Origin of the sequence: Salinimicrobium profundisediminis (assembly GCF_026241755.1) — a bacterium.
In the GTDB taxonomy this organism is placed as follows: Bacteria; Bacteroidota; Bacteroidia; order Flavobacteriales; family Flavobacteriaceae; genus Salinimicrobium; species Salinimicrobium profundisediminis.
This window is the reverse complement of sequence record NZ_JAPJDA010000012.1, coordinates 96,135-122,335: the sequence shown is the minus strand read 5'-3', so window position 1 is coordinate 122,335 and position 26,201 is coordinate 96,135. Positions and strand designations below refer to the sequence as shown.

Below are 26,201 nucleotides of genomic sequence, written 5' to 3'. Positions count from 1 at the left end.
AAAGAATTAAAGATTAATTAATAGACTACCTGAACCTTTCAGGCAGTTTTCATTTATATTTTTTTGAAGCGATTTACTTATTGTATCCTGAGCGTTTTCCTTTTTTTGTTTTTTTGGCCCCGCTTCCTTTTTGATGTTTTTGTAAGATTTCATAATGTTCATTTTAGATTTACTTCCCGTAGTGCCGTCGCTGTTACCTTTTTTTGTTGCTGATATATTTTCAATATTTGGAATTGATAAGGACTTATAAAAAGGAGGTACGACTGGCTTATGCAGTCCGTTCAACTTCCAAATGTTGGTATTTTGCTTACCAAAAAAGGGAAGGGGCAGTGACGGCGCGGAAGTGGGTCTAAAGTCCTTATGTGAAATACAAAAACATTGGAAGCGGGGCCAAATGCAGGGATGGATATCCGATTGAGCGGACTCCATTTCCGATTTTGGAGTGAGAATGTAGCATTTCGTTATGGCGTAGTGGAACGGTTAGCGGAATGGAAAGGAAAAATTGGGGATGGTGTCCAGGACCTTTGTAGGAAAGCTCTTTGCCCGGAATGCAGCTTTTCGCGAAATAGAGCGGCAATGTGCTGACCGGCTTATGAAAACTGCTTACCCTCTTGAAGTAGGGTTTAAAGCGGACTAAAGCAAAAAACTTATTCCAGTAATGGAGTTATTCCGTCTTTTTGAGGAGATAGTGAAATGGAAGAATAATTTTTGCTTATGTCCAAGACTTTTATAGAGAAGCGCTTTCTCCGGAATGGAGCTTTTTCTGCGGAATGAAGTGGGAATGTGCTGACCGGCTTATAAAAATAGATTATTCCCATATAGAATTAAAGCGGATTCGACTTCAAGGATGTAAATGTGAATCGAATTTCGCCGGTTCCTTTCTTTCTATGGATTGAGCGGACGAGCGAAGTAGACAGTGGCAGCTTTGAAGTTGTAATCAATATTTTTTGAATTAAGTGTATTTCCGGTAATGGAGCTTTTTCTGCGGAATGAAGAGGAATGGGCTGATTGGGTTGTGAAAAAAAGATTGTTTTCTTGAAGTAGGATTGAAGTAGATTCGACTTCAAGGATGTTGATGGTAATGGATTTTGGCCATTTCCCAAATTTACCAAACCAAGGATTAACTTCAGAATCAAACCCTCAATCTATCAAATAATAAAAAATCCCGAAATTTTACTTTCGGGATTCTTAAAAATTACTCTTGAGTATTAAAGTTTCTTAGTAACAAGATCATAAACACAAGGGATTACGACCAGGTTCAGAATGGTTGCCGAGAGTAACCCCCCAAGGATCACCACAGCCATCGGACTCTGAATCTCACTTCCCGGCTCACCACCTTTTAAGGCGAGCGGAATAAGCGCCAGACCTGTGGTAAAGGCTGTCATTAGGATCGGATTTAACCGGTCCAATGCGCCCGATTTGATCAATTCAAGACCTCTTAAGCCTTCCTTCCGTAAGTCTTCGTATCTGGACACCAGCAAGATCCCATTACGGGTAGCAATTCCGAAGAGACTGATAAATCCTATTGTCGAAGCAATACTTACGATTCCAGAAGTGAAATAGACAATTAAAATTCCACCTATCAATGCCAGCGGCAGATTGATGAGAACGATAAAAGCCAGTTTGACATTCTTAAATTCAAAATACAGCAACAGGAAAATTACCAGGATTGCCAAAATAGCGGAAATCATAAGCATTTTTGAGGCTCTGGATTCACTTTCGAATTGTCCGCCGTATTCAACCCTATAACCTTCCGGAATATCTACGGAAGAATTCACCGTCTCCCTGATCTCTTCCACGGCGCTTCGCAGATCCCGCCCCTGCACGTTGGCGGCGACAACGATTTTACGCTGTACATCTTCCCTGCTAATGGTATTGGGGCTGCTTACCGAGGTAACTGTGGCAAGCTGTTCCAATGGCACCTGTGAGCCGTTGGGAAGTCCTATTAAAGCAGTTTTGATATTCTCAATACTGTTTCTGAATTCCTCACCATATCTCACCACAAGGTCAAAGTATTTTTGACCTTCATAAATCTCCCCTACCTCGTGACCGGCAAAGGCAACATCCACCTGCTCCATTAACTGGCCCACCGTCATCCCGTAAGCGGACAGTATCTGGCGTCTTGGAGTGATCTTGATCTGTGGCACTTCGATCTGCTGATCTACGGCAACATCGGCAAGTCCGTTTATGGGGCTTATACTTTGCTCCACGTCTGTTCCAATTTCATAAAGCTTTTGTAGATCTGGTCCGAATATTTTGATCGCAATATTTGCCCGGGTCCCTGAAAGCATATGGTCAATACGGTGAGCAATGGGCTGACCTAAAGTAATGTTCACCCCGGGTACAATGCTCAGTTTTTCCCTGACATCTTCAAAGAATTCTTCCTTCGATTTATCTTCCAGGGTGAAGGGCACGTCGATTTCGGCGGCATTTACCCCCTGAGCATGCTCGTCCAATTCGGCCCTACCTGTCCTTCGGGTCACTACATCAACTTCGGGCATTTCGAGTAACAACTGTTCTACCTGTCTTCCGGTCTTGTTGCTTTCCTCAAGTGACATTGCAGGCGGACCAACCACGCTGATCACCAGGGAACCTTCATTGAATTCCGGAAGGAAACTTCTCCCCAGCTGTGTGAAAAGGGCAATACTCAGTAAAAAAGCGATCACAGTCACTCCAATCACCGTTTTAGGTATCTTAAGGGCTCGGTTGAGAGTTGCGGCATAACGCTGCTGTAACCATCTTTCAACTTTGGTTCCCTGAGCCTGCTTCTTCAGCATTTTTTCATCTTTTAGAAGGTAAGAACATAACACCGGAGTAACAGTAACTGCAACCACCAGTGAGGTCAAAACTGAAGTGATAAAAGCAATTCCAAGTGGCTTCAGTAATCTGCCTTCCATTCCGCCAAGGAAAAACAGCGGAATAAATGATACGATGATGATGAGCGTAGCAATGATGATGGAACTTCTAATTTCCACCGAAGCATCCCTCACCACCGTAATAACAGATTGTCTTTCCGCTTTCGGTTTTCGAACATTCTCCCGCAGGCGTTTATATACATTCTCTACATCAATAATGGCGTCATCTACGAGTGCACCAATGGCAATGGCCATACCTCCCAGGCTCATCGTATTGATGGTGTAACCCAGCCATTTTAAAATGATGATGGACACCAGTAAAGAAATTGGGATAGCCAGCAGTGAAATGAAGGTGGTTCGCCAGTTCATAAGGAAAATAAACAGTACGATCACCACAAAAAAGGCACCTTCTAACAGGGTCATATTAAGGTTGCTGATCGAAGCATCAATAAAATCGGCCTGGCGGAAGATCTGACTTTTGATCTCGACACTTTTCGGCAGACTGGTTTCCAGTTCGGCGATAGCCTCATCCAACCTTTCGGTAAGCTCCAGCGTATTCACATCGGGCTGTTTGGAAATAGTCAGGATAACTGCCGGTTTTGCGTTTAGGGAACCATCCCCGATTTTATCTGCAGCACCTATCTGCACTTCAGCAACATCTTTTATCTTAATGCTCTGACCATTTACCTGTTTGACTACAGCTTGCTCCAGGTCTTCCACGGCGTAGGCTCTACCGCTACCTTTGATGATATATTGATTCCCGTATTGATTCAAAAAACCACCTGGTGCATTCATATTTGCCTCCTGCACTTTTTCAGTCAGTTCGGCAAGGCTAACGTCGTAGTACTTCATTTTTGCCGGATCGGCAAAAACCTGGTATTGCTTGTAATCTCCACCTATGACCACCACGTTTGCGATCCCTCCAATGGCTTTGATCCGCGGTCTAATCTGCCAATCAGAAAGTGTTCTTAGATCCATTGGACTCAGACTGTCTGAAGTCACTCCCAAAAGCATTACCTCTCCCATAATAGAAGAAATAGGTGCCATGGTCGGAGCGCCTACTCCACTCGGCAGGTTCTCACGCACCATCGGAATCCTTTCACTAACGATCTGTCTTGCTCTGTATATATCTGTACCCCAGTCGAATTCAACCCAAACAATAGAGATTCCCGCAGCTGAAGAAGAACGGATCCTTCTCACATTAGGGGAACCGTTCATCGCGGTTTCGAGCTGGTAAGTCACCAGTTTCTCTACCTCTTCACTCTCCATGCCGTGAGCTTCGGTAAGTATGGTCACTGTAGGTGCTGTAAGGTCCGGGAACACATCCACGTTCATGGTGCGTGCGAAGTAGAACCCGGTAACACTCAGCACCACTGCTGCCAAAAGCACAAGAAGCCGGTTCTGAAGGGAAATCGATAATATTTTATTTAACATCTAATTTCTGTTTCAGGATTAATGTTCGTGACCGTGACCCGGTGTTTCACCCGACATTGAAGCCATCTTTACCTGGTAATTGCCGGTTGTTACAACAACTTCTCCCTCTTGCAGTCCACCTAAAACCTGTGCGTTCTTCCCATTTCGTTTTCCGATCCTTACCGGCCGTCTCTCGAAACTTTCGCCGCCGGTTTGTACAATGACGGAATAGTTGCCATAGTCCTCCAGCAGGGCAGCTTCAGGAACTACAACTACTGTTTCAGCCTCTCCCAGGGCGATCTGTACTTCGGTAAAACTGCCTTCGGGCATTTCAACCACGTCATTTACTTTGACATAAACTGGAATCATTGGCTTTCCATCCTGCACCTCTTTGCCCACAGAAACAATGGATCCATCAGAATTTAATGCACTTTCCCAATCCCCCTGATCATTCCTGTACCAGACATTGGCGATGGATTCCTTCCTTGGATTATAAGTCGCACTCAACTGGGTTTTCAGGAGTCGGGATTTGTCAGTACCTATTGTAATTAGGTTTGCTCCCTGTTCTACATAGTCCCCGTTCGAAGTATTAATGGCTTTAATAAATCCGTCAAAAGGGGCGCGGATCTCCTTCCCGCCTGCTCCGAAATTGGAAGCCAGCGCAAGGTAATTCGCTTCGGCTACACGAAAATCGCTTTCCACCTTTTCAAATTCCGCTTTGGGAACGATCCTGTCCTCATAAAGTTCCTTTTTCCGTTCGTATTCAGCTTGCGCCTGGTCATAACGGGCTTTCGCCTGAGCGATCTCCGCCTGAATATTATTGGAAGAAAGTCCTTCACTGCTCAAAGTCATCAACAACTGACCTCTGTTCACCTCGGTGCCTTCCGTCAGGCTTTCTGAAACGAAATTGACCATCCCGTTAGCCCCGGCTGCAATGGTTTTATAAGTCCCCGGCGCTGCCTGCCATACTCCGGAAGTATGAACAATGTCATAGACTTCTCCCAGAGTAACAGGGGCTGTTCGGAAATCGATCTTCCAGGCCTGTTCTTTTAAAAAGCTAATTTCGGCTTCTTCTGCTGCCTCAACGTTTTCTGAAGCTTCAGCAACCGATTCATAGACCCGTACATTTTCGATCACGATCCTGTCTGAATATTGAGGAGTTTTAAGATCAAAGATCAGGTTATAAGTTCCCGGTTCCTTTGGTTGTAAGGCCGGAGAAAAAATTCCCGGGGAAGAAGGCGCTTCCGCACTATTGCGAATACCGCTGTCCCCTTTTATAAGACTCACTGTCACCGATCCTTCACGAATCGGCTGGTGTTTGTCCAACGAGGTGAAATGGGCAGCGAACTTGCTGGTCTTGCCTTCCACCAAAGCCGGATATTCCACGAAAAGCTCCGTCTGGTCTGTCCAAACGGTTTTGCTTACCGCTGGAACCTCACTTGTAAGGTGGTTTCCTTCAGCATCGTGCGCATGGTCTTCTTCCTGGTTATTTCCGCAGGAATAAAGAAAAAGCGAGATGCATACTATAAAAATATATTTCATATTTAAATTTCAATTTTAGTGAGCGTCGTGCTCTGTTCCGTCATCATGTGTATGGTGGCCAGATTCCTCCTGGATATCCAGCGAATCCTCACCCACCTTAAACTCTTCTTGCATATGCCCGCCATCCTCATCATGTGGATGGCCATGCTCTTTTTCCTCATGGGCGTGAGCTTCGGCTCCCTCTTCATGTTCGTGCCCGTGATCTTCATTAGCTGTATCTCTACAAGCTGAGAAACCAAATACTAATATTGCTGCGAAAAATAAATTCCTGAATTTCATAATGTTTAATTATAGATTATAATTGATGTTTTAAAAGTTCTGCTTTTAACTGAAAAAGCTCTTTTTGCATTTCCAGCATGTTGTTATAGGCCTGCCGGTAAAATTCCACTTCCCGGTAATAATCAAGAAACGAGAATTCTCCCAGCTCATAGGCTTTAAATAGAAGTTCTTCGGAATTCAGGTTTTTAAAAGTCTCCCGGTATTCCTCGTATTTCTGCTTTATTAACTGGTATTGCCGGTAATTTTCCTGAAATCGGTTATAGAACTGTGCGGTCTCGGCTCCAGCATCAGCCTGAATGTATTCTAACTGAGCTTTGGCAGCTTTTACTTTATTCCTGCTGTTCCATAGCGGAATGGAAAGTCCGCCCAGGAATCCGGAGTAATTACTGGAATTCACTCCCTGATAGTTATATCCAACGGTAAGGTCTGGCAAAACCTTATTCTTTTCCAATTTCACCTGTTGCTCAGCCACCGCCTCCAGGGCGGTCAGCATCTGAACTTCTGCATCTGCGGAAAGTTTTTCGTTCCATAGCACCTGCATTTCGGCAACTTCAGCATCTTCAATGAGTAGGATTTCATCTGCTTGAACCGAATTTCCCCCATTCAGTTTCTGAAGTTCCATTAAGGTGTTCTTTATTTGGATCTCTATTTGGCCCAATTCAAATTGCTGCTGCAGCCAGGCAACTTTGGCCTTGTTCAGCTCCAGGATTCCAATCTGTTCCGCATCAAATAATCGCCGGATCTGTTTATATACCTGTTGTGCCTGTTCCAACCGCTGTTGCTCCAGCTCTTCTCGCTGCTGCAGAATTTGAAGCTCTAAAAGCTCTTTTTTGGCCTGCAGAAGGACTTCCTGGCGCATGGCGTTGTACTCCAGTTCGAGTAGCTTCTTTTGTTTCTCAATTCGTTCACTTCGGGCGGCATAAACCGTCGGGAATTCAAAGCGCTGAGATATTTGATATTCATAATAATCTTCTTTTTCATGCTCCCCAAATGGTAAATAATATGCTGAAGCCTGTGGATCTGGCAGATTATTTTCAGTTTTGTTTCCAAGGTTTTTACTGCGTATGAACGACTGGTACGCCTGTAGCTGTTTGTTATTCTGGCTTATCTCCTTCAGGACGTCATTCATTCCGACATCCTGGGCAAATGAACCGATAGAGATAAGGAATCCGCAAAAAGCGGAAACTATATATCTGTACATAATTTCTGATTTTGATTAATCAATAAAATAGAATTCGACCTGCTGTTTTAAATATAGGTCGAGCTTGTTGATCAAATCAAATGGGGAGGTCCCCGGAGAGAAAGGAAAGATAAATAAGGATCGAAATATTTTTCGGCAGGCTGGTAAATCTCAAAAGATTTAGAATCCTGGTCAGCTAAAACAAAATTATCCGAATAGCATTTATTTGAAGTTTTCTTTTTGGCTTCTATTTTCTGCAACCCGACGTTCTCGGAATATTCCTTAATAACTGGTATTTCATTGGAAGTACTCGTATGAGAATGAATGGCCAACAGATAAGACAAGAAACTGCCCTGCTTATCTTCTTGCTTCTTTTCGTGGTGATGATCTTCACCGGAATGATGGTGATGTGCAACCTCCTTCTTCTCCTGCCCATGTGCATGGTGTGCATGTGGAATTATCTGATGAAAAGATATCAGTATAAAGATACCAAGAAGGAATAAAGCTTTTATTTGAGACTTTGTACGCACAGACTACAAAAGTAGTAATTTATAACAGAGATTTGAGAAAAAATAGTAAACCAAAAGAACCTTAGCTTCTATGGTTTATACTTCAACTAATTAAATTGCTAACTACTTAAGTTATATACTTAAATAAACTTTCTTTTGAATTATAAAATCATGTAAAATACCATTATCCACTACTTCAAGTTCTTCGAGGATATCAACTTTATTGACTTGAACTTTTTCAAAGAAAAGCGGCACATGACGATAAAGTAAGCTTAAATCTTATGTAACAATTGTTACTGAAAGTCTATTTATATAACTTTATCTTCATGAATTAAACATTTACAAAGAAAAATGTATGAAATATTATTTTGCTAAGACGGTATCGGGAGAATTTGAAGAAGTAATTAAAAAAGTTACCAATGAATTGGAAAAGGAAGGTTTTGGAGTGCTTACCCAAATTGATATAGCAGCTACCCTAAAGAAGAAACTGGATGTTGATTTTAAAAAATATCAAATCCTGGGCGCCTGCAATGCTCCCTACGCACACAAAGCGCTAAAAGCCGAAGATAAGATCGGTACCATGTTGCCTTGTAATGTAATTGTTCAGGAAGTGGAAAAGGGAAAAATTGAGGTCGCTGCAGTAAACCCTTCGGCATCTATGCAGGCGGTGGGAAACAAAGATTTAAAAGAGATCGCTACAGAAATTGGAAATAAACTACAAACAGTAGTGGATAACGTTTAAATTAAACAACTTCGGAGTATTTAAATCTCGATTATCGAGTAAATTTTCCAGAATATGGAGAAAGAAAAACGAACTCAAAAAACTAAAACTCAGATTATACTGAAAGCAGGAAAACCGCTTATTGTGTATGCCAGCGTTATGGCTCCCTGCCTTTTTCTAAAATTCTATAAAATACATAAGAAGTTTTAAAAAAAAATTTGATATTCTATTAGAAATAAACCTGAGCCAATATTTAAAGGAAGAGGTAAGTGATATGCCAGCGCAGAATCTATTATCTGTTTGCAATCCAGAAACTGCTTCCAAAGCAATCTCAACAGACCTCAAATGGGTATTTTCATGCCCTGCTCCATAACTATTAAAGAGATAGACCGGGGTATTGTGGAAGTAGCCATAGAGGATACCGCTATTACGTGGACATCTTCAAATGAAATAAACCAGCTGGCAAAAGAAATTACAAACACTTTAAAAGAGATTTTGTCTGAGATAGAACAGCCCGGAATGCAATTATAAATAAATAGTTAATGGATGTTAATAAAAGTGACAGGAGGGAATTTATAAAACTGGGATGCGCAGGGGCGACATTGCTTATAGCCTGGCCCTTTTTGCAGTCCTGTGTAAATGGGAATAATAAGTATGATAACGATCCCTTAAAATTAAGTCCCGATTTTCAACCGGACCTGGATATTAAATTAAACGCGGTAGAAAGGGATATGGCACTACTAGAGGGAAAAAAAACCAGGTGCTGGACTTTTGAAAGTGAGTTAATAAAAGGAAATCCGGAAAGCCTTCAGCAACTACCGGATAATTACCTGGGTCCTATCATTAAAGTGCGTAAGGATCAGAAAATAAGAATTCGCTTTACAAATAATTTACCCCAGAAAAGCATTGTACACTGGCATGGGATGCATGTGCCGGAGAAATATGATGGCCACCCAAAAGATGTGATCTCCAATGGGGAAACCTATGTATATGAATATACGGTTATGAACCGTGCCGGGACTTATTGGTTCCACCCTCATCCTCACGGGGATACCGGGGAACAGGTTTATAATGGGCTCGCCGGGCTCTTATTAGTGTCCGATGAAGAAGAGAGCAGATTAAATTTACCGGTAGGGGAATTTGACTTACCGGTGGTTATCCAGGATCGTAGTTTTAACCATGATAATCAACTGGTATATCTCGATGGGGGAAGAATGGATAAGATGATGGGATTTCTGGGAGATAGGATTTGTATTAATGGCCGGACCGATCAACAACTAAATTTGAAATCCGGGTGCAGTTATCGCCTAAGAATTTTAAACGGTTCTAATTCGAGATTTTATAAACTCGCATGGAGCAATGGAGACCCGGTCACGGTAATTGGAATTGATGGCAGTATCCTGGAGAGTCCCAAAAAAATGCCTTATGTAATGCTTTCTGTTGCTAAAAGAATTGATATATGGCTGGATTTAAAGAATAAAAAAATAGGAGATGAACTAGCGTTGGTAAGCCATGCTTTTGAAAGTGGTATGGGAGGAATGATGGATGGCGGTATGATGGGTGGTGGCATGATGGGTGGCAGCAACACTCGTCTGCCCTTAGGCTCTGAATACAGGCTTTTTACAATTAACCTTGATGAAGAAGGATCTAATGATTATTCCCTTTCGGAAACCCTCGTTCCCTTTAAAAAACTGGATCCGGCCAATGCGGTGAATCAAAACAATCCAAGAGAATTCAATTTCTTTATGGACCGTATGCAATGGACCATAAACGGCAGGACCTGGGAAGGTACAGAGGTAGTCGAAGAGGAAACCGTTAAGCTAAATACCACCGAGATATGGCAACTTTCCAATAAAGGTGGGAAAATGATGGGCGGTGGCGGTATGATGGGCGGTGGTGGTATGATGGGTCAGGGAAATCAAGGTGGAAATAAAGATGGTGGAATGGGAAATATGATGCAGATGCCCCACCCCATTCATATACACCAGGTACAATTCAATATTTTAGAACGTGATACTTCCGAAATGGATGCATCGGTTTGGAATTCTATCAAAGAAGGTATTATTAACGAAGGATGGCAGGATACGGTTTTATTAATGCCCGGAATGAAAGTTCGTGTGATAATGGAATTCAAAGATTTTAAAGGTCTTTTTGTATATCATTGCCATAATCTGGAACATGAGGATATGGGAATGATGAGAAATTTCCTTATAAAATAAAGACTTTCATAAGAAAAGGGATAGATATTATATAAACTTCTTTTATAAAAGCTCCTTAATATCCTTATTGAGTTGAACAGGACCAGAAAGAATAAATTTTTTATAAATTTAAAAAACCAATTTAATAATTTTTTAAAACCAAAATATGAGAACAATAGTAAAAACTTTAATGATTATTGGAGTAGTAAGCACTTTGCTTAGTTGTAAATCAACCTTTAATGCTGCCGAAACGATGGATGTAAAGGAAAATCGAAACGCGGTCTATCAGGAAATTATATCGAACCCTAATAATTTTAAGGAATTTATCAGCCAGGCCCAGCAAAGCGAAGAGGCTAAAAAAATCATGATGCAGGAACACATGCAAATGATGGAATCGGGAATAATGAAAGGTATGATGGCCAATAATTCCGAAATGAAAGAAAAAATGAAATCGCATATGCAAAAAATGATGGAGGAAAATCCTGAAATGCAGGAAATGATGATGAAAAAAATGATGGATAAGCAGGAAATGCGTCAGAAGATGATGGAAAAAATGCAGGAAAATCCGCAAATGCGCGAGCAAATGATGGAAAAAATGCACGGAATGATGCAAAAAAATCCGGAAATGCGTGAACAGATGATGCAACGTATGCAAAAAATGATGCAGGAAAACCCCGAAATGATGGAAAAAATGATGCAGAAGATGATGGAAAATCCAGAAATGATGCAAAAAATGAAAGATAAGATGAAACAAAAACCAGGGAATCGTAAAAACTAGATTTCTAACCGCATAAAATATTTAAAATACATACAGTGAAAAATTAACTCCTAAATCTTAGGAAGAAGGATATTTAAAAACATTAGTGTCCGGTTAAATTTTTAAAAGCGGGATTCCCTTGATGGGTTTTCCGCTTTATAGTAATTTGGTTTTTACCACAAAATCAAATACTATGAACAAAAGTACTCACTTTAGCGGACATCCAATAAATAAAAAATTAGGACTATCTCTCAACAAGACGATTTATATAGCTGTAGGCCCCAAAAGAGATAGTAAAATAGAAATTCTTGGTCTTTCGCTTGGAAAAAATGAATCTGCAGCCTTCTGGATGAGCGTATTGACAGATATCAAAGCTCGGGGAGTTTAGGACATTTTAATCACTGATACCGATAACCTCAATGGATTTACCGATACTATAAAAATTGTTATTCCACAGTCTAAAACCCAAATCTGTGTGGTTCACCAGATCAGAAATGCCTGTATATATGTAGTTTGGAAAGATAAAAAAGCCTTTACTAAAGACATGAAGCGCATTTATGATGCACCTACTAAACAAGCCGCAGAAGCTGCTCTGGAGGATTTTGCTAATAAATGGAACTCCAAATATTCTTATGCAATAAAAAGCTGGAGAGATAACTGGGAAGACCTTACCGCCTTTTATAAGTTCCCGCTGGAAATCAGACGAATTATTTATACCACCAATTTTATTGAGAACCTGAACGGGAAGATCAGAAAGTACACCAACAACCGATTGAAGCCCTATTGGATTAGAGAGTAATCTACTTTGCACTACAGAATATCAGAAGGAAAATATGGAGCTTACTTATACAAATTTTGAAGGAAATCATTTGATAGGATTCAAATATAAATTTTTAGAATTATGAATAAAATTGAAACAATTGTTCCACAACAAATCGAAGAAACTTTATTAAAAATGCCGTGCTGGCATCTTTAGGCTTTTCAATTTAATCTGGCTGTAATACAGATGATTTATTTTGTAGGCAGAATGCAGTAAAGGGTATTATTCCTGATCCAAATGATTATTTGAGCTTACCACCTGGATTTTTCTTATAAAATAATATCCCAATCTGGAGAAATCAAGAACGGTGGATTTTATGTTCCAGGAAGAGCTGATGGGACAGGAACTTTTCCGGGGGATAATGAGGGCACTGTAGTCATTGTTAGAAACCACGAAAACAGTCCTAATCCTTTAAGCAATAGCCTCTTACGTAACTAAAATGCGAGGTAAAAAAAAGACCATAGTTACGTATTTGGAGTACCACGTTCAGGTAAGGGATTAGTTAGTCCTGAACCACTTATCACAATGGGCAGGTTTCATCATGAGGCAGTTGCTGTGGTTTCAAGTAATAGCATTGTTTATATGACACAAGGCAGACACGATGGATTATTTTATCGAATTATATAGGTCATTATTCAGTAACGGCAAGGATTGGATATACTGCAGGAGAGAAAGGAGTCAAACTCCAATGAAAATTCCTCTTTTGGAAAAGGCTCGTGAGATTCTGCAGAAATATGAGAATCCAGTATCACAATGCCTTCTTCCGGTCTATAGCAATCAAAAGACTAATAATTACCTGAAAGAGATTGCAGACTAGTGCAAGATTCAGAAGATCTTAGTTTTCATGTTGCCTGGCACCCATTTGCAACAACAATTACCCTATCCAATGATGTGCCCATAGAAATCGTTTCTAAGCTCCTGGGCCATTCAAAATTGTCAACCACTCAAATATATGCAAGGGTAGTGGACCAGAAGATAGGAGAGGACATGTATCTTTTACAATCAAAATTGAATTAAATCTTTGCGGGCGAAAAAAAAAGAAAGTTTGAAATCTTAGTCACCAAAGATCAAATAACCTTACCCTGATTAAGATTAAGAAGCATATTTCAGCACAACATAAGCGGCCAGTATCACACTGCCAATAAGAACAAGTAGCCTCCAAACTTTGGAATTATCCTTAATCATTATCTCCATCTTTTGAATAAATGAGAGATTGAACTCCTCTTTGATATCCAAAGAGGAGTATTCAACTCAGGGGAAATAGGGGGATTGTTATTCTTATAATTTAATATTAAAAATAAAGTTTTTAAGAAAAAGAAAACCAATATTGGGAAATATTTAACCAGACTATTTCTAGACTCCCAACCTGCGAACGCAGCGAATCGAAATGCCTCAAGCCCAAATCTACCGAACTAATACTATGTTGTGACGCAACAAATTAACAGGAAAAACCTACTAGTAAAATCATTTATCAAGTACTGACTCTACCCACTCTTGTGCTTTTTCAATATCTAGGAATATGGCAAAAGGAACTTTTGAGAAATTTCTTTCAAAAGTAGCCATGTTCAAAGATGATGCTTTGCGGCTAACTACTTCAAAACCTACGAGATTCCTTAGCTTTACAAGCTTATAATAAGCTACTGGATTCACATTGAAATCATGAACCCTTTTGGATAAATAAACGAACTCTTTATTATCATAAAATTCTGAACAGATTTTTATTACATCTGCCACTTCTGAATAATCAATAACAACTCCTTCTTTGGGCTGTGAAATCAAATAATTTTCGTAAAAGTGTAGTGTGGTAAAATGGAGGTCAATGCTTTTTTGAGGCATAATTTGGTACTTTTTTACAAATGGAGGTGAAACCTTTCTCAATCTCTCCACCTATTTTCTTCTATGTTAAGTTGGTAAAGAAAATACTAAATAAAAGTTGCTCTTAAAATTCTTATTCAATGAATTTGAGAAAGAGCCAATATCAAAGTCTGCTGATGACAGATCAGGACATATCCTCAGTATAGTTAAAATCACAAGAATGGCATGTATCAACAATCACTATTAGATGTTGGGCACCTAAAATAAAAGCGAACGAAGCGCAGCAAAGTGCTGCAAGCCCAAATCTACCAAACTAACACTATGTTGTGAGGACACTTTACCCACATGGCTTATCAACCGTGTCCCTTTTATTATTAAGAAATTTATTGGTAAATTGTAAGTTCCTAGAAGAAGAACGACTATGAATAAGTAAGCCATTGGCACTGCAGGGGTCCTCCTCTATTTTTCCTTCCTTTCTTCTAAAAAAAGGATGAAAATCAATTTATTAAAAACTTGCAGAAGGATCTTTATAGCTGTATTAGTCATTGGTATGATTTCTTTTGTATTGTACGCTATTTTTCCTTTATTGATCTTAAACCAGAAAATCCCTCCCTGTAGTTTTTACATTTTCTAGGGTATCTTGTATTACTATAGGAGAGGGTCAATTTCTAATAATTCCTCGCGCCCATAATGAAACACAGCAAGTGCTGCAAGTCCAAATTTATCAAATTAATAAATCTGGGGTGAAAGCAGGTTTAATCAAAACAGTAACGCTTGCGGCAAAAGATCATTTTTTCACGAAAGTTGCCAGAGCATTTGCCGCAAAATTAGTAATGATCTTTTAAACTAAAGACGGAAATGCTTGTAAACAAAGGGGGAAGAACAGAACCTATGACATCGCGTAGCGTGTCATCCTCTTGCTTTCTTCCCTCTTTGTTTTTTCTTAATGGATTTTTGCAAATCTTCACTAGAAATCATGGTCGTCCATCTGCAGCTTTTTAATAAAAACAATTTGTTTTTAATGCTAATCGATGAAAAACCTAATTATCAGGTGAAATTAGTATGTTTATCTTTTTAACGAAATATTATGAAACCTTCGAAAATCATTTCCTTATCTATTGTTGTTGCCCTGGTGGTCGTGAATGTTGTATTAATCTGGGTATTAAACGAGGAAAATAGTAGGTGGGGTAGAATTCTTTGTTCTGGAATCTACTGTCTATATTTTTTGGTCACTGATTCCTCTAAAAAAGTTTTTTTATTAAGTGCTTTTCTGCTTTTTCTTATCGCAGACATATTTATTCTAGATTTTGAATCAACTATTGCACAGCAGGCTTTTTTTGCTCTACATTCTTCAGCCTATCTTTTACTTTTGTTCGAAATAAAAGAGAATTTAGAAAAGTTCCACATGAGTTCTTTTCAGAAATTATATTTTTCAATTGTATTTGCTGTAAATGGAATTTTTGTTTTTGTTATTGGAAATACTTTGACAGCCGGTATTAATGATATTGCTCTAACCTTATTGTTCTATTTACATGGTTTTTCTTCTCTTCTTTTAATAGCAGGTGCTATTCTTGTTTATGATCGGTACAGCAACGAAATATCAGCTTCTTTTTTAGTAGGGGTTTTGGCTTTGGCACTTTCGAACCTTACAGGTTTTGCATCTATTTATTTGGATCATACCACTTTTCTCTATCTAAGCAGAATATTCTACATACTCGCGCTATTTTGCTTGGTTCACTTTTCTGAAATTTCTAATGGAGCTCAATCTAGGGATCTAAATGAATTAGAAGCTAAGGAAGAAAATACCAAGGGTACAAGCTATCATGAATATTGAAAAGCAACTTATTTTAGAGTTAAAGGATAAGTGACTAAAACTAATACATAGTAGAACTTGAAGAATCACCTATGCCTATCCATTATTAAATCCACTTTATTTGTCTTAAATTGACAAAATTTACAACATATAAAACCATTCTTAAAGTTACCTAATCGGTTACCAGGAGGAGAGAAAATTAGAAAAAGTACTGAATTTACTGGTAAAATTAATCGTGCCACAACTATTACACTATCTAACGGAGTTCCGATAGAAACAGTCTCTAAACTCCTTGGCCACACCAAACTCTCAACCACACAAATTTACGCTCGAGTCCTGGAGACTAAAGTCAGTTCAGATATGATGCTGTTGAAAGAAAAGATGGATAAAGCGAACGAAGCGCAGCGAAGTGCTGCAAGCCCAAATCTACCGAACTAATACTATTAGTATCATGCCCGTTTCATAAGCAATTCCACTGCAATGGCCATCAACTGGGTTTATGGAAGTTGCTTTCCCTTCTCGCTCCGAATCAACTGACGCCGTTATCATCCCTAATTAACACTTTTTTACATTAAATAACAATGATTAACTATGTTCCGGTAAATGAATGCTTTGTTTTAGACCATTATTAATCACAAATTATTTAAATTATGAGAAAGTTATTTTTACTTTCAGCATTTGGACTTATGTCTATGGGAGCTTTTGCCGCTAATGACGAAGCAAAACCAGAGTTTTCGAATCTCGAGACTGAAGTTATCGGAAGCAGCATGGAAACCATGGAAGCTGAAACAACTATTGACGTCGTAAGGGCTGAAATCATCGTAAACTGTGAGGATGGATCTTCTTACACTGTAAGTTGCGATACATGTAGTACCTCTCAGCTTGTGGGAATAGCAATGGCTTTATGCGCCTAGACAACATGCCCTTCCTCTCATTACCAGGGGAAGGGTTTTTTTCAATTAAATACAACTATAATAATATGAGATTTTTATTATTTTTTTTCTTTATAACCTCAATTACGGTTTGCCAGGCTCAGGATAAGGGTATTGTTTATTATGGTCACATTGAGAGTCCGGGAAAAGGCGGTCCAGTCGGTCTCGACTTTAATGCATATCTAGTTTTCAATAAAGAAGCATCCTATTACGTTTCAGCTAAAGATTCTCTTGAAAAGCAGATGGAATTAGAAGAAAACCAAATCAAAGAGGTAAATGGAACTAAACAAATTTACCTAGGAAAACATACACTACCGCAAGGTAAGCAGGTTTACTATAACCGTAAAAGAGACAGTCTGTGGTGGAATAAAAAATATAAAGAACCAGTTTACGGACGAGAGAAACGAACCCAAATAGATTGGAAGTTAGGTTCTGAAACAAAAACCTTCGGTGATCTTACCTGCCATAAAGCAACCGGTGCTTTTAGAGGAAAAAATTATACGGCATGGTATACTGATGCAATACCATTACCCTATGGTCCATGGAAACTACAAGGGTTGCCAGGCTTAATTCTAGAAGCATACGATGATAAGAAGGAGATGTATCTTTATTTTAAATCTGTTGAATATCCGCTAGAGAGAAATCTTACTGTCGGACCGATGGATAAACCTAAAGTAGATCGTCAATATCCATATATTTCAATTGAAGAATACAAGCAAACCCTAGATAAATTAGTTGAACGTAATAAGACAAAAGCTATTCTTATTGCAAAACAAATGGGTGGTGATGTGACGGTTAATCCTGGGGGTATTGAAACCCTTAGCGTTGAAATATTTGATTAATTCAATATTCTTATTATACACAAGAACCCCATGTAAAATGGGGTTTTATTTTTATCCATCCTTAATGAAGTACATTCTCCTACTTTTTTTATTTCTCCTTTGCGGAAGCAATTATGCGCAGGAAATGGCTATTCGGGGAACTATTAGGAATAAGCAACTTCAACCTCCCTAACATTCAAAATTTTAAGCGTTTGATCTTTGTTTAGCAGTTTTCTGAGTTTGCTTATAAATACATCCATACTTCTGGAGGAATAGAAATCATTGTTTGTCCACATTAAATCTAAAACTGTATTACGTTCTACTACCTGATTTTTATTCTTTACGAGAAATAAGAGCAATTGACTCTCTCTGCTTGTAAGGGTATCAATTTTTCCTTCTTTATACTGTAATGTTTGATTATTTGGATTGAACTTGTACTGACCTAAAATTAGCTCGTGCATGTTATCAAGCCTTGGTTTCGTATTTACAAGGTTTTTTATACGTACGATAAGTTCTTCTATGCTGAAAGGTTTTTTGAGAAAATCATTTCCACCAGTATCAAAACCAGTAACCACATCCTGAGGTTGAGATTTGGCCGTCAGAAAAATAATAGGTGTTTGAGTATCTTTACTTCTAATCTCTTTTGTTAAAGTAAGTCCATCTTTTACAGGCATCATAATATCAACCACCAAAATATCTGGAGAATTTTCCTGATACATTTGGTAAGCTTCTACTCCATTTCGGGAATGTAGCACAATAAAATCACGTGTTTCCAGGCTTTCTTTAATAATCTGAGCCAGGGTTATTTCGTCTTCAACTAGTAATAGCTTTATTTTATTCATTAGGTATAGAAATGATAAATGATGTCTTATTATTTTTTAAAACGATTTCTGCAGCACCATTATGTTTTTCAGCTATTTTTCTAACATAATATAAACCAATACCATATCCTTTCACATTGTGAAGATTCCCTTGCGGTACACGGTAAAATTTATCAAAAATATTTGCCGCCTGTTCTTTCTTTAAGATGGTTGCATTATCGCTAACCTGGATAATTAATTCCTTTTTATTCTCAATGCCTACTTCAATTCGATTTCCTCCATACTTAATAGCGTTATCCAGTAAAGCCCCTAAACAATTACCAAGATGGAACGGTTCAATATTTGAGTTGCTTTTCAAATCTTCAGAAATTTTAAGAATAATTTCTTTTCCATTAGAATTCATCCTATAATTTTCAACAATATCTGCTGCCCATTTTGGGATATCTACCGAATGTTTGTCAAGTGTCCAATTTTCAGAATCTAAAAGTGCGGTATCCATAAGTTGATCAACCATTTTTTCTAACTTTTTAAGCTGTTGATCAGAATAGTCTAGATATCTATTTGTTTTCTCAACATCGTGGTTTGTATTGAAAAAACGTATGCTTTCAATGGCAGCGCCAATAGTTGCGATTGGAGTTTTAAATTCATGTGTTATATTGCTAATAAGGTCATTTTTTATTTCAGAGAGTTGTTTCTGCTGCTTTATCACCCATTGCAAATAAAATAATGCAAATAGGATTGAGGTCATTAATAAAAGGGAAATAAGTATACTTAGAAGACTTTTTTTTACGATGATTTGAATTGCATTTGGAAATTGCAACTCTAAGCTCTCCCGATTTTTCAAATAGGTAGATTTTCCAGTTACACTAAATTCACCTGATGAGAAGGATTTGCTCAAAGAGGTAGCAAAAAGTGAATCTTTTTTATAATGATTTAATTTATACGGAATGTTATAATCCCTTCTTTTGAGTTCGGCGTTTAGGAGACTTTTTAATTTTTTAAAATTAATAGAGTCTTCATTGATTGATATATAAATATCCTTTATGTTATTTAACATCTTCAGACTGTCCGAAGATTTACTAACATTCTTTGAATCGGTAGTATCAGGACGGAATTTATCTATAATTTTTTTATTCCCACCAGTGATGGTAAAATTGTCAGGATTTTTACCGGATTCTCTTTCAACCTTCAACGAAACCGAATTTTCCTTCGCAAAATCCACAAAGTAATTATCGATAGCAACGTCCAGTGCATTTTGTATTTCGTTTTTAAAAGCCACCGTATTTTTCTGGTATTCTGTATAACTCCAATAGAGCTGAATGGTTATAGTTACAGCTATAACAATAATTAATAAATAAGGGATACGTTGATATGATTTTTTCATTATTCCGTTGAAGATACTAATTAATAAATTCATCAAGGTATTTATGATTGTGGGTGCTAACAATGCTGTAAAAGATTTATCATATATTTTCCAGATTAATGAGAACAGCAATTTTTGAAATAAATATTTTTAGAACCCGGTTTTGTACAATACGGGAATGGGAGGAGCCTAATTGAAGAATTACTCTTTATTTTTTTTGCCAGAAAGAAAGGAGTAATTACTGTAAGTCAATAACCTTAAAAAATGCGAGCTGCCAACGAAGTATCAATGACAAGATTTTTCCTATATCATTTTTTAAACTTTTGAGATGGCAGTAATGGATCTTAATTCCAACTTTTTGTTTTCGGCTACAAAATCCGACAAAAACTTCCTACACCATGTAGAACAGTCTATTAAGTCAAAGATGTAAATGTATTTTGGTTTAAACAAAATTTAATTCAGCCTCAGTTTTTAAATTAAAAAGCCAAGGGAATCATTAGAATTTGTATGGAAGATGTTCTTAATAAACATGCGCAATCAAGAATAATCGGTAAAAAATAAATCATTTACTACCTTTACAGAACAGAAAAGAGCAAATAATATTTTCTCCTCAAGTTCTTAGATATTAGTGAATGATTCGGTGAACAAATTGAAGATATACTGGGCGAGGTACCGTGGATAAAGAGATTGCTCTCAAAAAGAATATCCTGCCACACTCATAATTTTCCATAAGAGAGTGAATTTCACCTTCTCATATTGGTTACTAATTATATTCTTCACAAAATAATCTTCACCTATTCAAAAATTTATCACACTATCCAAAGCTTCATCAGCATCTCGATGAATGAAATTGGCCTGATAATTCAGAGTAGTCTTTAGATTACTATGACGATAGAGCTTTTGCAGCATCAAAGGATGAATTTTATCACCTGCAATATTCCCAAAGCTGTGTCTTGCAATGTGATTGGACAAATTTTTATCTATACCACATTCCTCTGCAATTCGTTTTAGATATTTATTGAGAAGTTTGGTAGCATTTTTTGTTTTAATATAAATTTCTTCAGCATCTTTAGGATGGACATTTTTTAGAAAAGGAAATACATATCCATTATAAAGTATCTTATCCTTTCTGTAATAGCTTAATATTTTTTCGGCTTTATGAGGAATTTTTAAGCTCAACGCCTTTTCATTCTTATTCATTACATAATAAAGACGATTATCCTTAAAATCAGACCATTTCAGTTTAACCACATCAGAAATACGTATGCCTGCAAAATAGAAAGCAAACAGCCATACATTATGAGTATGCCAAATTGAAGCACCTTCTTCAAATTTTAGAGCTTCTATTTTTTCAACCTCTTCTATAGTTAGTCCGATTTTATTACCAGAACCAATTCGAATTTTCTCTTTTTCCCCTGCAAAAGGATAATACTTTTGATCAATAATACCTTCTTTTATTGCTAAGTTAAAAAGTGTTCTAATAAAAATAAGCTGATTAGTAACAGTTCTGGTTGTTTGGTTTAAATAAGAAAGACAAAAAGTTTTATATTTATTTATAAATGCCTCATCAATTTCCTGAAATCGTAAAGCTGTACTTTTTTGGAAATAGTTCACTCCATCCATCCACATATATTCGGCTTTTTTTGCCCTACTTATACGCTCTCTACGCCGTTCTTTGATCTCTTTAGTAACTGTAGATTTGTTTTTAGATTTTTTTAGATTTAAAAATTCTTCTAAATTATAGAGGATTGACAATTCGGATTTGGCTACAGAGAATGTCCCCCTTTCATATTTGTCCTTTATACGTTCAGCTGCTAATGCAAAAAAAGATTTTAAGCCCCCAGGTCCTTTTAATTTTTGTTTGATTTGTTTGGGAGTAATACGATCTTTTGACTCAAAATAAATATCATTGACCTCGGTCAACTTTTTCATCAAAAAATTGTTCAATTTTCTATAGTTGGGATGAGTTCTTTTAACTTTTCCAGCAGTTTTATCCCAGTCCTTTTCAAAAACATATTGTCCAAGCCAATGATAGTTTGTTTTATAATTTTCACTAATCCTCAATGCAAGTGGAATTGTGCCATCCTTTCTTATCATGTTCTTCCGTAAAACAATCTTTACATTAGCCATAATGATCTGATTTAAAACTTAGTAAAGATAGTGAATTGTTTAGGACTTAGTACAGAATAAGTACAGAATAGTACAGAATAAGTACAGAATAATTTGAATTTAATACCTTCTAATTAAAATCAGATAATATATAAAGCACTGTAAATCAAATATTTTGAGTGGTTTTAGTTGAAATTGCATAGATAAAACATCAAGTTCATAACCCGGAGGTCACGAGTTCAAATCTCGTTCTCGCTACCAGTAAAATCAAGGCTTTCGAGAAATCGAAGGCCTTTTTTTATGCTCTAAGCCCAACGATAAACAGTTTTCATTGATCATACCTAAAAGTTGGGTTATTAAATATTAAGAACCGGTAAAGAGAGAATTTAATGTTGTCTTGAAAAACATTTCCCATAATAATTGAATCTACTGACCAACGTAATCATAATAACCTACTCTTCCTATGGGAACTCTATACGCTGTTTCATTTTCCTTTCCTATTTAAAAAAAGTCTAAATAACAATTGGAGAAGTTCTTCGGGCTAATTAACTTAGCTGCCGCTTTTATTTAGACTTAATCTAAAGAACTAGAGCGCCAGATCTACTTTGTATTTCCTGTTGTAATGAATGGATACAAAAGGTTCGGTCGCTACAACACAAGACGCTTAGATTGAAAGAGAGACTATTGAAGGCATAATTAAACTGTAATTCATCGGTCACGGGTAGAGCTTACTGATGCTCGCGACCTTTTTTATTTCTCATGAAAAAGAAGAATAAGAAGAGTAAATCGAATCTTAAAAAATGGATAAGACAAATCCACCTGTATCTGGGACTGGTTACTGGTGCAATTGTTTTTGTTATTGCCGTTACCGGGTGTCTATGGGTTTTCCAGGAGGAGATTAAAATGCTCACCAATGACCTTCCGGAAATAGAGAAAAGAGACGCCTCAATTCTCACCCCTTTAGAGGCAAAAGCTCTTGCTGAAGAGGAACTGCCCGGCAGGTATGTTCACGGGACACTTTACGCAGAAGAAAATGAACCTATTGAGGTTATTTTCTATGAACTGGAACCTGAATTTTACCAGTCGGTTTACCTGCACCCATACACGGGTGACGTCCTTAAGGTGGAAAACCACATGACTGGTTTTTTCCACTTTATTCTCGATGGTCATATGTATCTATGGCTTCCTCATGAAATTGGAAGTCAGGTGGTAGGCTGGAGTACTTTCATCTTTTTCGTTATGCTGGTTACCGGTATTATTCTTTGGTGGCCAAAAAACAGGAAAATGAAAAAGCAACGCCTGTCATTCGACTGGAAGAAAAGCACCAAATGGAAGCGAAAAAATTTCGATTTACACTCTGTAATGGGATTTTATGTAAGCTTTGTGGCAGTGGTTGTTGTGTTCACAGGCCTGGTGATGGTATTTGAATGGTTTGCAAGTGCTGTGTATAAAGGTATGGGAGGAGAAAAGGAAGTGGTTTTCACTATCCCAGATAATACTTCAGGAACTTTTAAAGCTACAGAAAATCCTCCTATAGAATCGCTTATAGTAGACCTGAAAAAGGAATATCCTGAAGCTGTAGATCTCGAGATACATTATCCTTACACCGATTCTTCAAGTATTTATGTGGAAGTAGCCTATCACGACGGAATCTATTACACTGCAGATTATCGCTTTTATGACCAAAATACCCTGGAGGAAATTGAAACCCCAAGCATCTATGGGATTTATGAAGAAGCTGGTTTTTCAGAAAAGGTCATGAGAATGAACTACGATATCCACGTAGGGGCAATTGCCGGTCTCCCCGGGAAAATAATTGCTTTCTTTGCCAGCTTGATCTGCGCCAGCTTGCCTGTCACAGGATTCTTGTTATGGTACGGACGAAAATTCAAAAAGAAAAGCCCCAGGCTAAGAACCCGCGAACTCGAATTTACCTGATATTCTTCCGAAGAATATTATAATCTGCGGAAAGTTTTAAACACAAAAGGTGCTCAAAAATGACATTTTTGAGCACCTGCTGAAGGTCTTCCAGATATACTACTACTAAAACTTACACTGGTGTGGAAAATGTTTAAATCAGAAAGCTTTTAAGCTTTTAAATTCTAACTCCGATCCGTCTACTTCAGGAAGAGCTTTCGTCTTTTAAGGAAGCTCAATGGAACTTTAGAAGCTGTTATTTTTCATGAGGAGACAGGAATAATGGGGCAAGGTGCTTCCTGAAAAGATTATCTGTAACATTGTTTTCTACCCTTTCTCTATACATGTCTAAAAGGGGAAAAAAATGATCCCCTTTTTCAGCAGCTATTTTATATGCACAATGCAGCAATTGTCGAAAGTGCGGATTGGATTCAGGTGAATTTGGCTCATGCCGTAAAGCAGCTGCATATTGCTTACCCGAAGAAAATTCGTCGGGAGCCGGTAGTTGAGACCTATCTATTGATAAAACCGATTTATAATCCCTTGTAAGCTCGTCATATCGCTCTAACGCGTCCCTATACAATTCTTTGCTGAAGTTAAAGCCCTCTCCTTCACTTTCGGCCAGCCCGATTAATTCTTCCAGCCAGGTAGTTCCGGCAGTTTTAAGGTGCAGGCCTGCATCATGCTTGCTGATGAGCTTCCGGATCACCGGATATACCGAAAACTTATCACTCCCACTGTGAACACTTATCTTTAGATCTTGCTGCAAGTCAAATTCCTTGACAGCAAATTTCAAGACTAAAAGATCTTCTTCAAATTCTCTTTCAAACTGTTCGAGGTCTCCTTCATAATCCACCCCTTTATTAAAACTGCCGGTGAATTTTGGTGCAATGGTATTTACCGGAACCTTATAATAAGCCAAAGCTGCCAGAATGAAAAAGAGCTCTACAGGAGACTGCGGCTCTTCCACCTCATCTATAGAAACTTCGATATGTACATATTCCTCCTTTTTACTCTGAATGTATGAGTAAACCTCTCCGGCATTTTTAGCTGCCAAAAGAAAATTGTTTAGCATCTCCCGGAGATGAGTCTTTGATATCTGCATTTTTCGCTCAATTCCCGGGATATGAAGATCACCGGAATATGCTTTGAAAAAGTTCAGAAAACCTTCTTCCTCCTCTTCTGGAGCCGACTTACCTATAAATTCGGCCACATCTATGGTAAAGAAGTTACTTACCTCCAGGAAAGGCTTTACCGTCTTAATATTAATATGATCGGCATCTACGAAATATTGTGATTTAAAACCGGCAGTTTTCACTGCACTATCTGCTTCCTCTCGCAAACTTTGGGGCTGAGTACCCACAGTTTGGTGTTCCCGGTTCGACTTGTTCCATACCGGGGTAACCGCTACTCCTTCGCTCTGAATTTTAAGAATTGCATCAAGTTGTGCCTTTCCTTCTTTCCCGAACCTATCGCCTACTCCAAATGAATATTTTCCTAATGCCATCATATTATCAAATTTTTAAACTCCGCTAAAAGCACCAAAACCGCCATCTACAGCAATTACAGTTCCTGTCACAAACGAAGATCCCTCTCCTGCCAGCCAGTTGGCTGCACCCTGTAATTCTTCAGGTTTTCCAAACCTGTTCATGGGGGTTTGGTTTACAATGGTCTCCCCGCGGGATGTGAGACTTCCATCTTCATTTAATAAAAGATCCCGATTCTGTTCTCCAATAAAAAATCCGGGGGCGATGGCATTAACCCTAATTCCGTCTCCATATTTCTGTGCCATTTCTACAGCCAGCCACCTTGTAAAATTATCAACCGCAGCCTTTGCCGCAGAATATCCAACTACCCTTGTTAGCGCCCGTTGCGCAGCAAGGGACGAAATATTGATAATACTTCCTTTTTTCTCCTCTACCATTGCGCGGCCAAAGACTAGAGATGGGAGAACAGTTCCTTTAAAATTGAGCTGGTTCACCTTATCGAAGGAGTCGAGATCGAGGTCAAAGAAAGTCTGATCTGGAGTTATAGTCGCACCTTTTTGATTTCCGCCGGCGGCATTCACCAGGATATTCACTCTTCCGAAGGTATTTTCTATCTTATTTTTCACAGCGGTTAAACTCTCTTCGTCAAGAACATCTGCAACCAATGCCAAAGCTCTGCCGCCATTACTTTCAATTTCTTTAACCCTTGCCTGCACAGTATTTTCGCTGCGCCCCAGGATGCCTACTTTTACTCCTTCATAAGCCAGCCCCATTGCTATGGCGCCTCCAAGCACTCCGTTTCCGCCTGTAACTACGGCTACTTTATCGTTTAAATTATTCATTTTTATT

20 protein-coding genes and 4 pseudogenes are annotated in these 26,201 nt (G+C 38.2%); 12 read left to right on the top strand and 12 right to left on the bottom strand.

All coding sequences use genetic code 11. The features are described from left to right. Window positions 1–6: 6 nt before the first annotated feature. The 6 genes from OQ279_RS08880 to OQ279_RS08855 all read right to left on the bottom strand — a co-directional run bounded on the left by OQ279_RS08880 (window position 7) and on the right by OQ279_RS08855 (window position 7,799). On the bottom strand, window positions 7–285 hold the full coding sequence (locus tag OQ279_RS08880; protein ID WP_266069535.1) for a hypothetical protein: 279 nt from the start codon (window positions 283–285) through the stop codon (window positions 7–9). A gap of 923 nt (window positions 286–1,208) precedes the next feature. Next, window positions 1,209–4,289 (bottom strand): efflux RND transporter permease subunit, encoded by a 3,081-nt coding sequence (locus tag OQ279_RS08875; RefSeq protein ID WP_266069534.1) that lies wholly within the window; start codon window positions 4,287–4,289, stop codon window positions 1,209–1,211. Window positions 4,290–4,307: 18 nt separating this feature from the next. Further along, the gene (locus OQ279_RS08870; protein WP_266069533.1) at window positions 4,308–5,810 is read right to left on the bottom strand and encodes an efflux RND transporter periplasmic adaptor subunit; all 1,503 of its coding nucleotides are present in this window, start codon (window positions 5,808–5,810) and stop codon (window positions 4,308–4,310) included. A 15-nt stretch (window positions 5,811–5,825) separates the two neighbouring features. Next, window positions 5,826–6,089: a CbtA family protein gene (locus OQ279_RS08865; protein ID WP_266069532.1), complete on the bottom strand. Its 264-nt coding sequence runs from the start codon at window positions 6,087–6,089 to the stop codon at window positions 5,826–5,828. 16 nt (window positions 6,090–6,105) lie between these two features. Beyond that, entirely contained in the window at window positions 6,106–7,290 is a 1,185-nt protein-coding gene (locus tag OQ279_RS08860) for a TolC family protein (RefSeq protein WP_266069531.1), read from the bottom strand. A gap of 71 nt (window positions 7,291–7,361) precedes the next feature. Beyond that, a complete protein-coding gene (locus OQ279_RS08855) occupies window positions 7,362–7,799 on the bottom strand; it encodes a DUF6769 family protein (protein WP_266069530.1) in 438 nt (145 codons plus the stop codon). A gap of 334 nt (window positions 7,800–8,133) precedes the next feature. Between OQ279_RS08855 and OQ279_RS08850 the strand changes: the two genes are divergently transcribed. The 7 genes and pseudogenes from OQ279_RS08850 (at window position 8,134) to OQ279_RS17945 (ending at window position 13,291) form a co-directional block, all read left to right on the top strand. Then, complete coding sequence (locus OQ279_RS08850; protein ID WP_266069529.1) at window positions 8,134–8,520, top strand: DUF302 domain-containing protein; 387 nt, start codon at window positions 8,134–8,136, stop codon at window positions 8,518–8,520. Between the two features lie 166 nt (window positions 8,521–8,686). Then, window positions 8,687–9,030 (top strand): annotated as a pseudogene (locus tag OQ279_RS17970) (DUF302 domain-containing protein). An 11-nt stretch (window positions 9,031–9,041) separates the two neighbouring features. Continuing rightward, window positions 9,042–10,718, top strand: coding sequence for a multicopper oxidase family protein (locus OQ279_RS08840; RefSeq protein WP_266069527.1), 1,677 nt, complete (start codon window positions 9,042–9,044; stop codon window positions 10,716–10,718). A gap of 145 nt (window positions 10,719–10,863) precedes the next feature. Continuing rightward, window positions 10,864–11,475 (top strand): hypothetical protein, encoded by a 612-nt coding sequence (locus OQ279_RS08835; RefSeq protein WP_266069526.1) that lies wholly within the window; start codon window positions 10,864–10,866, stop codon window positions 11,473–11,475. Window positions 11,476–11,704: 229 nt separating this feature from the next. Further along, a pseudogene (locus tag OQ279_RS08830) lies at window positions 11,705–12,229 on the top strand (IS256 family transposase); the annotation flags it as partial. A 510-nt stretch (window positions 12,230–12,739) separates the two neighbouring features. Continuing rightward, window positions 12,740–12,901, top strand: a pseudogene (locus tag OQ279_RS17950) (alkaline phosphatase PhoX); the annotation flags it as partial. 189 nt (window positions 12,902–13,090) lie between these two features. After that, window positions 13,091–13,291 carry a tyrosine-type recombinase/integrase gene (locus tag OQ279_RS17945; RefSeq protein ID WP_370866519.1) on the top strand — a complete coding sequence of 67 codons (201 nt, stop codon included), beginning with the start codon at window positions 13,091–13,093 and terminating at the stop codon, window positions 13,289–13,291. A 447-nt stretch (window positions 13,292–13,738) separates the two neighbouring features. Here OQ279_RS17945 and OQ279_RS08820 read toward each other — a convergent pair whose 3' ends face one another. Beyond that, a complete protein-coding gene (locus OQ279_RS08820; protein ID WP_266069525.1) occupies window positions 13,739–14,110 on the bottom strand; it encodes a hypothetical protein in 372 nt (123 codons plus the stop codon). Between the two features lie 1,066 nt (window positions 14,111–15,176). Here OQ279_RS08820 and OQ279_RS08815 point away from each other — a divergent pair. From OQ279_RS08815 to OQ279_RS08800, 4 genes and pseudogenes are all read left to right on the top strand, one after another. Further along, entirely contained in the window at window positions 15,177–15,923 is a 747-nt protein-coding gene (locus tag OQ279_RS08815; protein ID WP_266069524.1) for a hypothetical protein, read from the top strand. Between the two features lie 180 nt (window positions 15,924–16,103). Then, window positions 16,104–16,340, top strand: a pseudogene (locus tag OQ279_RS08810) (hypothetical protein); the annotation flags it as partial. Window positions 16,341–16,594: 254 nt separating this feature from the next. Continuing rightward, window positions 16,595–16,816 (top strand): hypothetical protein, encoded by a 222-nt coding sequence (locus OQ279_RS08805; RefSeq protein ID WP_266069523.1) that lies wholly within the window; start codon window positions 16,595–16,597, stop codon window positions 16,814–16,816. Window positions 16,817–16,881: 65 nt separating this feature from the next. Next, window positions 16,882–17,676, top strand: coding sequence for a GLPGLI family protein (locus tag OQ279_RS08800; protein ID WP_266069522.1), 795 nt, complete (start codon window positions 16,882–16,884; stop codon window positions 17,674–17,676). Between the two features lie 143 nt (window positions 17,677–17,819). Here the strand turns inward: OQ279_RS08800 and OQ279_RS08795 are convergent, their stop codons facing one another. From OQ279_RS08795 to OQ279_RS08785, 3 genes are all read right to left on the bottom strand, one after another. After that, the gene (locus OQ279_RS08795) at window positions 17,820–18,497 is read right to left on the bottom strand and encodes a response regulator transcription factor (protein WP_266069521.1); all 678 of its coding nucleotides are present in this window, start codon (window positions 18,495–18,497) and stop codon (window positions 17,820–17,822) included. Further along, the gene (locus tag OQ279_RS08790) at window positions 18,490–19,860 is read right to left on the bottom strand and encodes a sensor histidine kinase (RefSeq protein WP_266069520.1); all 1,371 of its coding nucleotides are present in this window, start codon (window positions 19,858–19,860) and stop codon (window positions 18,490–18,492) included. Before OQ279_RS08790 ends, OQ279_RS08795 begins: the two co-directional genes overlap by 8 nt. A gap of 777 nt (window positions 19,861–20,637) precedes the next feature. After that, window positions 20,638–21,969 (bottom strand): tyrosine-type recombinase/integrase, encoded by a 1,332-nt coding sequence (locus OQ279_RS08785; protein ID WP_107013377.1) that lies wholly within the window; start codon window positions 21,967–21,969, stop codon window positions 20,638–20,640. Window positions 21,970–22,707: 738 nt separating this feature from the next. On the opposite strand from OQ279_RS08785, the gene OQ279_RS08780 reads away from it, so the two are divergent. Further along, a complete protein-coding gene (locus OQ279_RS08780) occupies window positions 22,708–23,886 on the top strand; it encodes a PepSY-associated TM helix domain-containing protein (RefSeq protein WP_266069519.1) in 1,179 nt (392 codons plus the stop codon). 235 nt (window positions 23,887–24,121) lie between these two features. Here OQ279_RS08780 and OQ279_RS08775 read toward each other — a convergent pair whose 3' ends face one another. Both OQ279_RS08775 and OQ279_RS08770 read right to left on the bottom strand, forming a co-directional pair. Then, a complete protein-coding gene (locus OQ279_RS08775; protein WP_266069518.1) occupies window positions 24,122–25,375 on the bottom strand; it encodes a tagaturonate epimerase family protein in 1,254 nt (417 codons plus the stop codon). Between the two features lie 12 nt (window positions 25,376–25,387). Continuing rightward, window positions 25,388–26,194: an SDR family oxidoreductase gene (locus OQ279_RS08770; protein WP_266069517.1), complete on the bottom strand. Its 807-nt coding sequence runs from the start codon at window positions 26,192–26,194 to the stop codon at window positions 25,388–25,390. Window positions 26,195–26,201 lie beyond the last annotated feature (7 nt).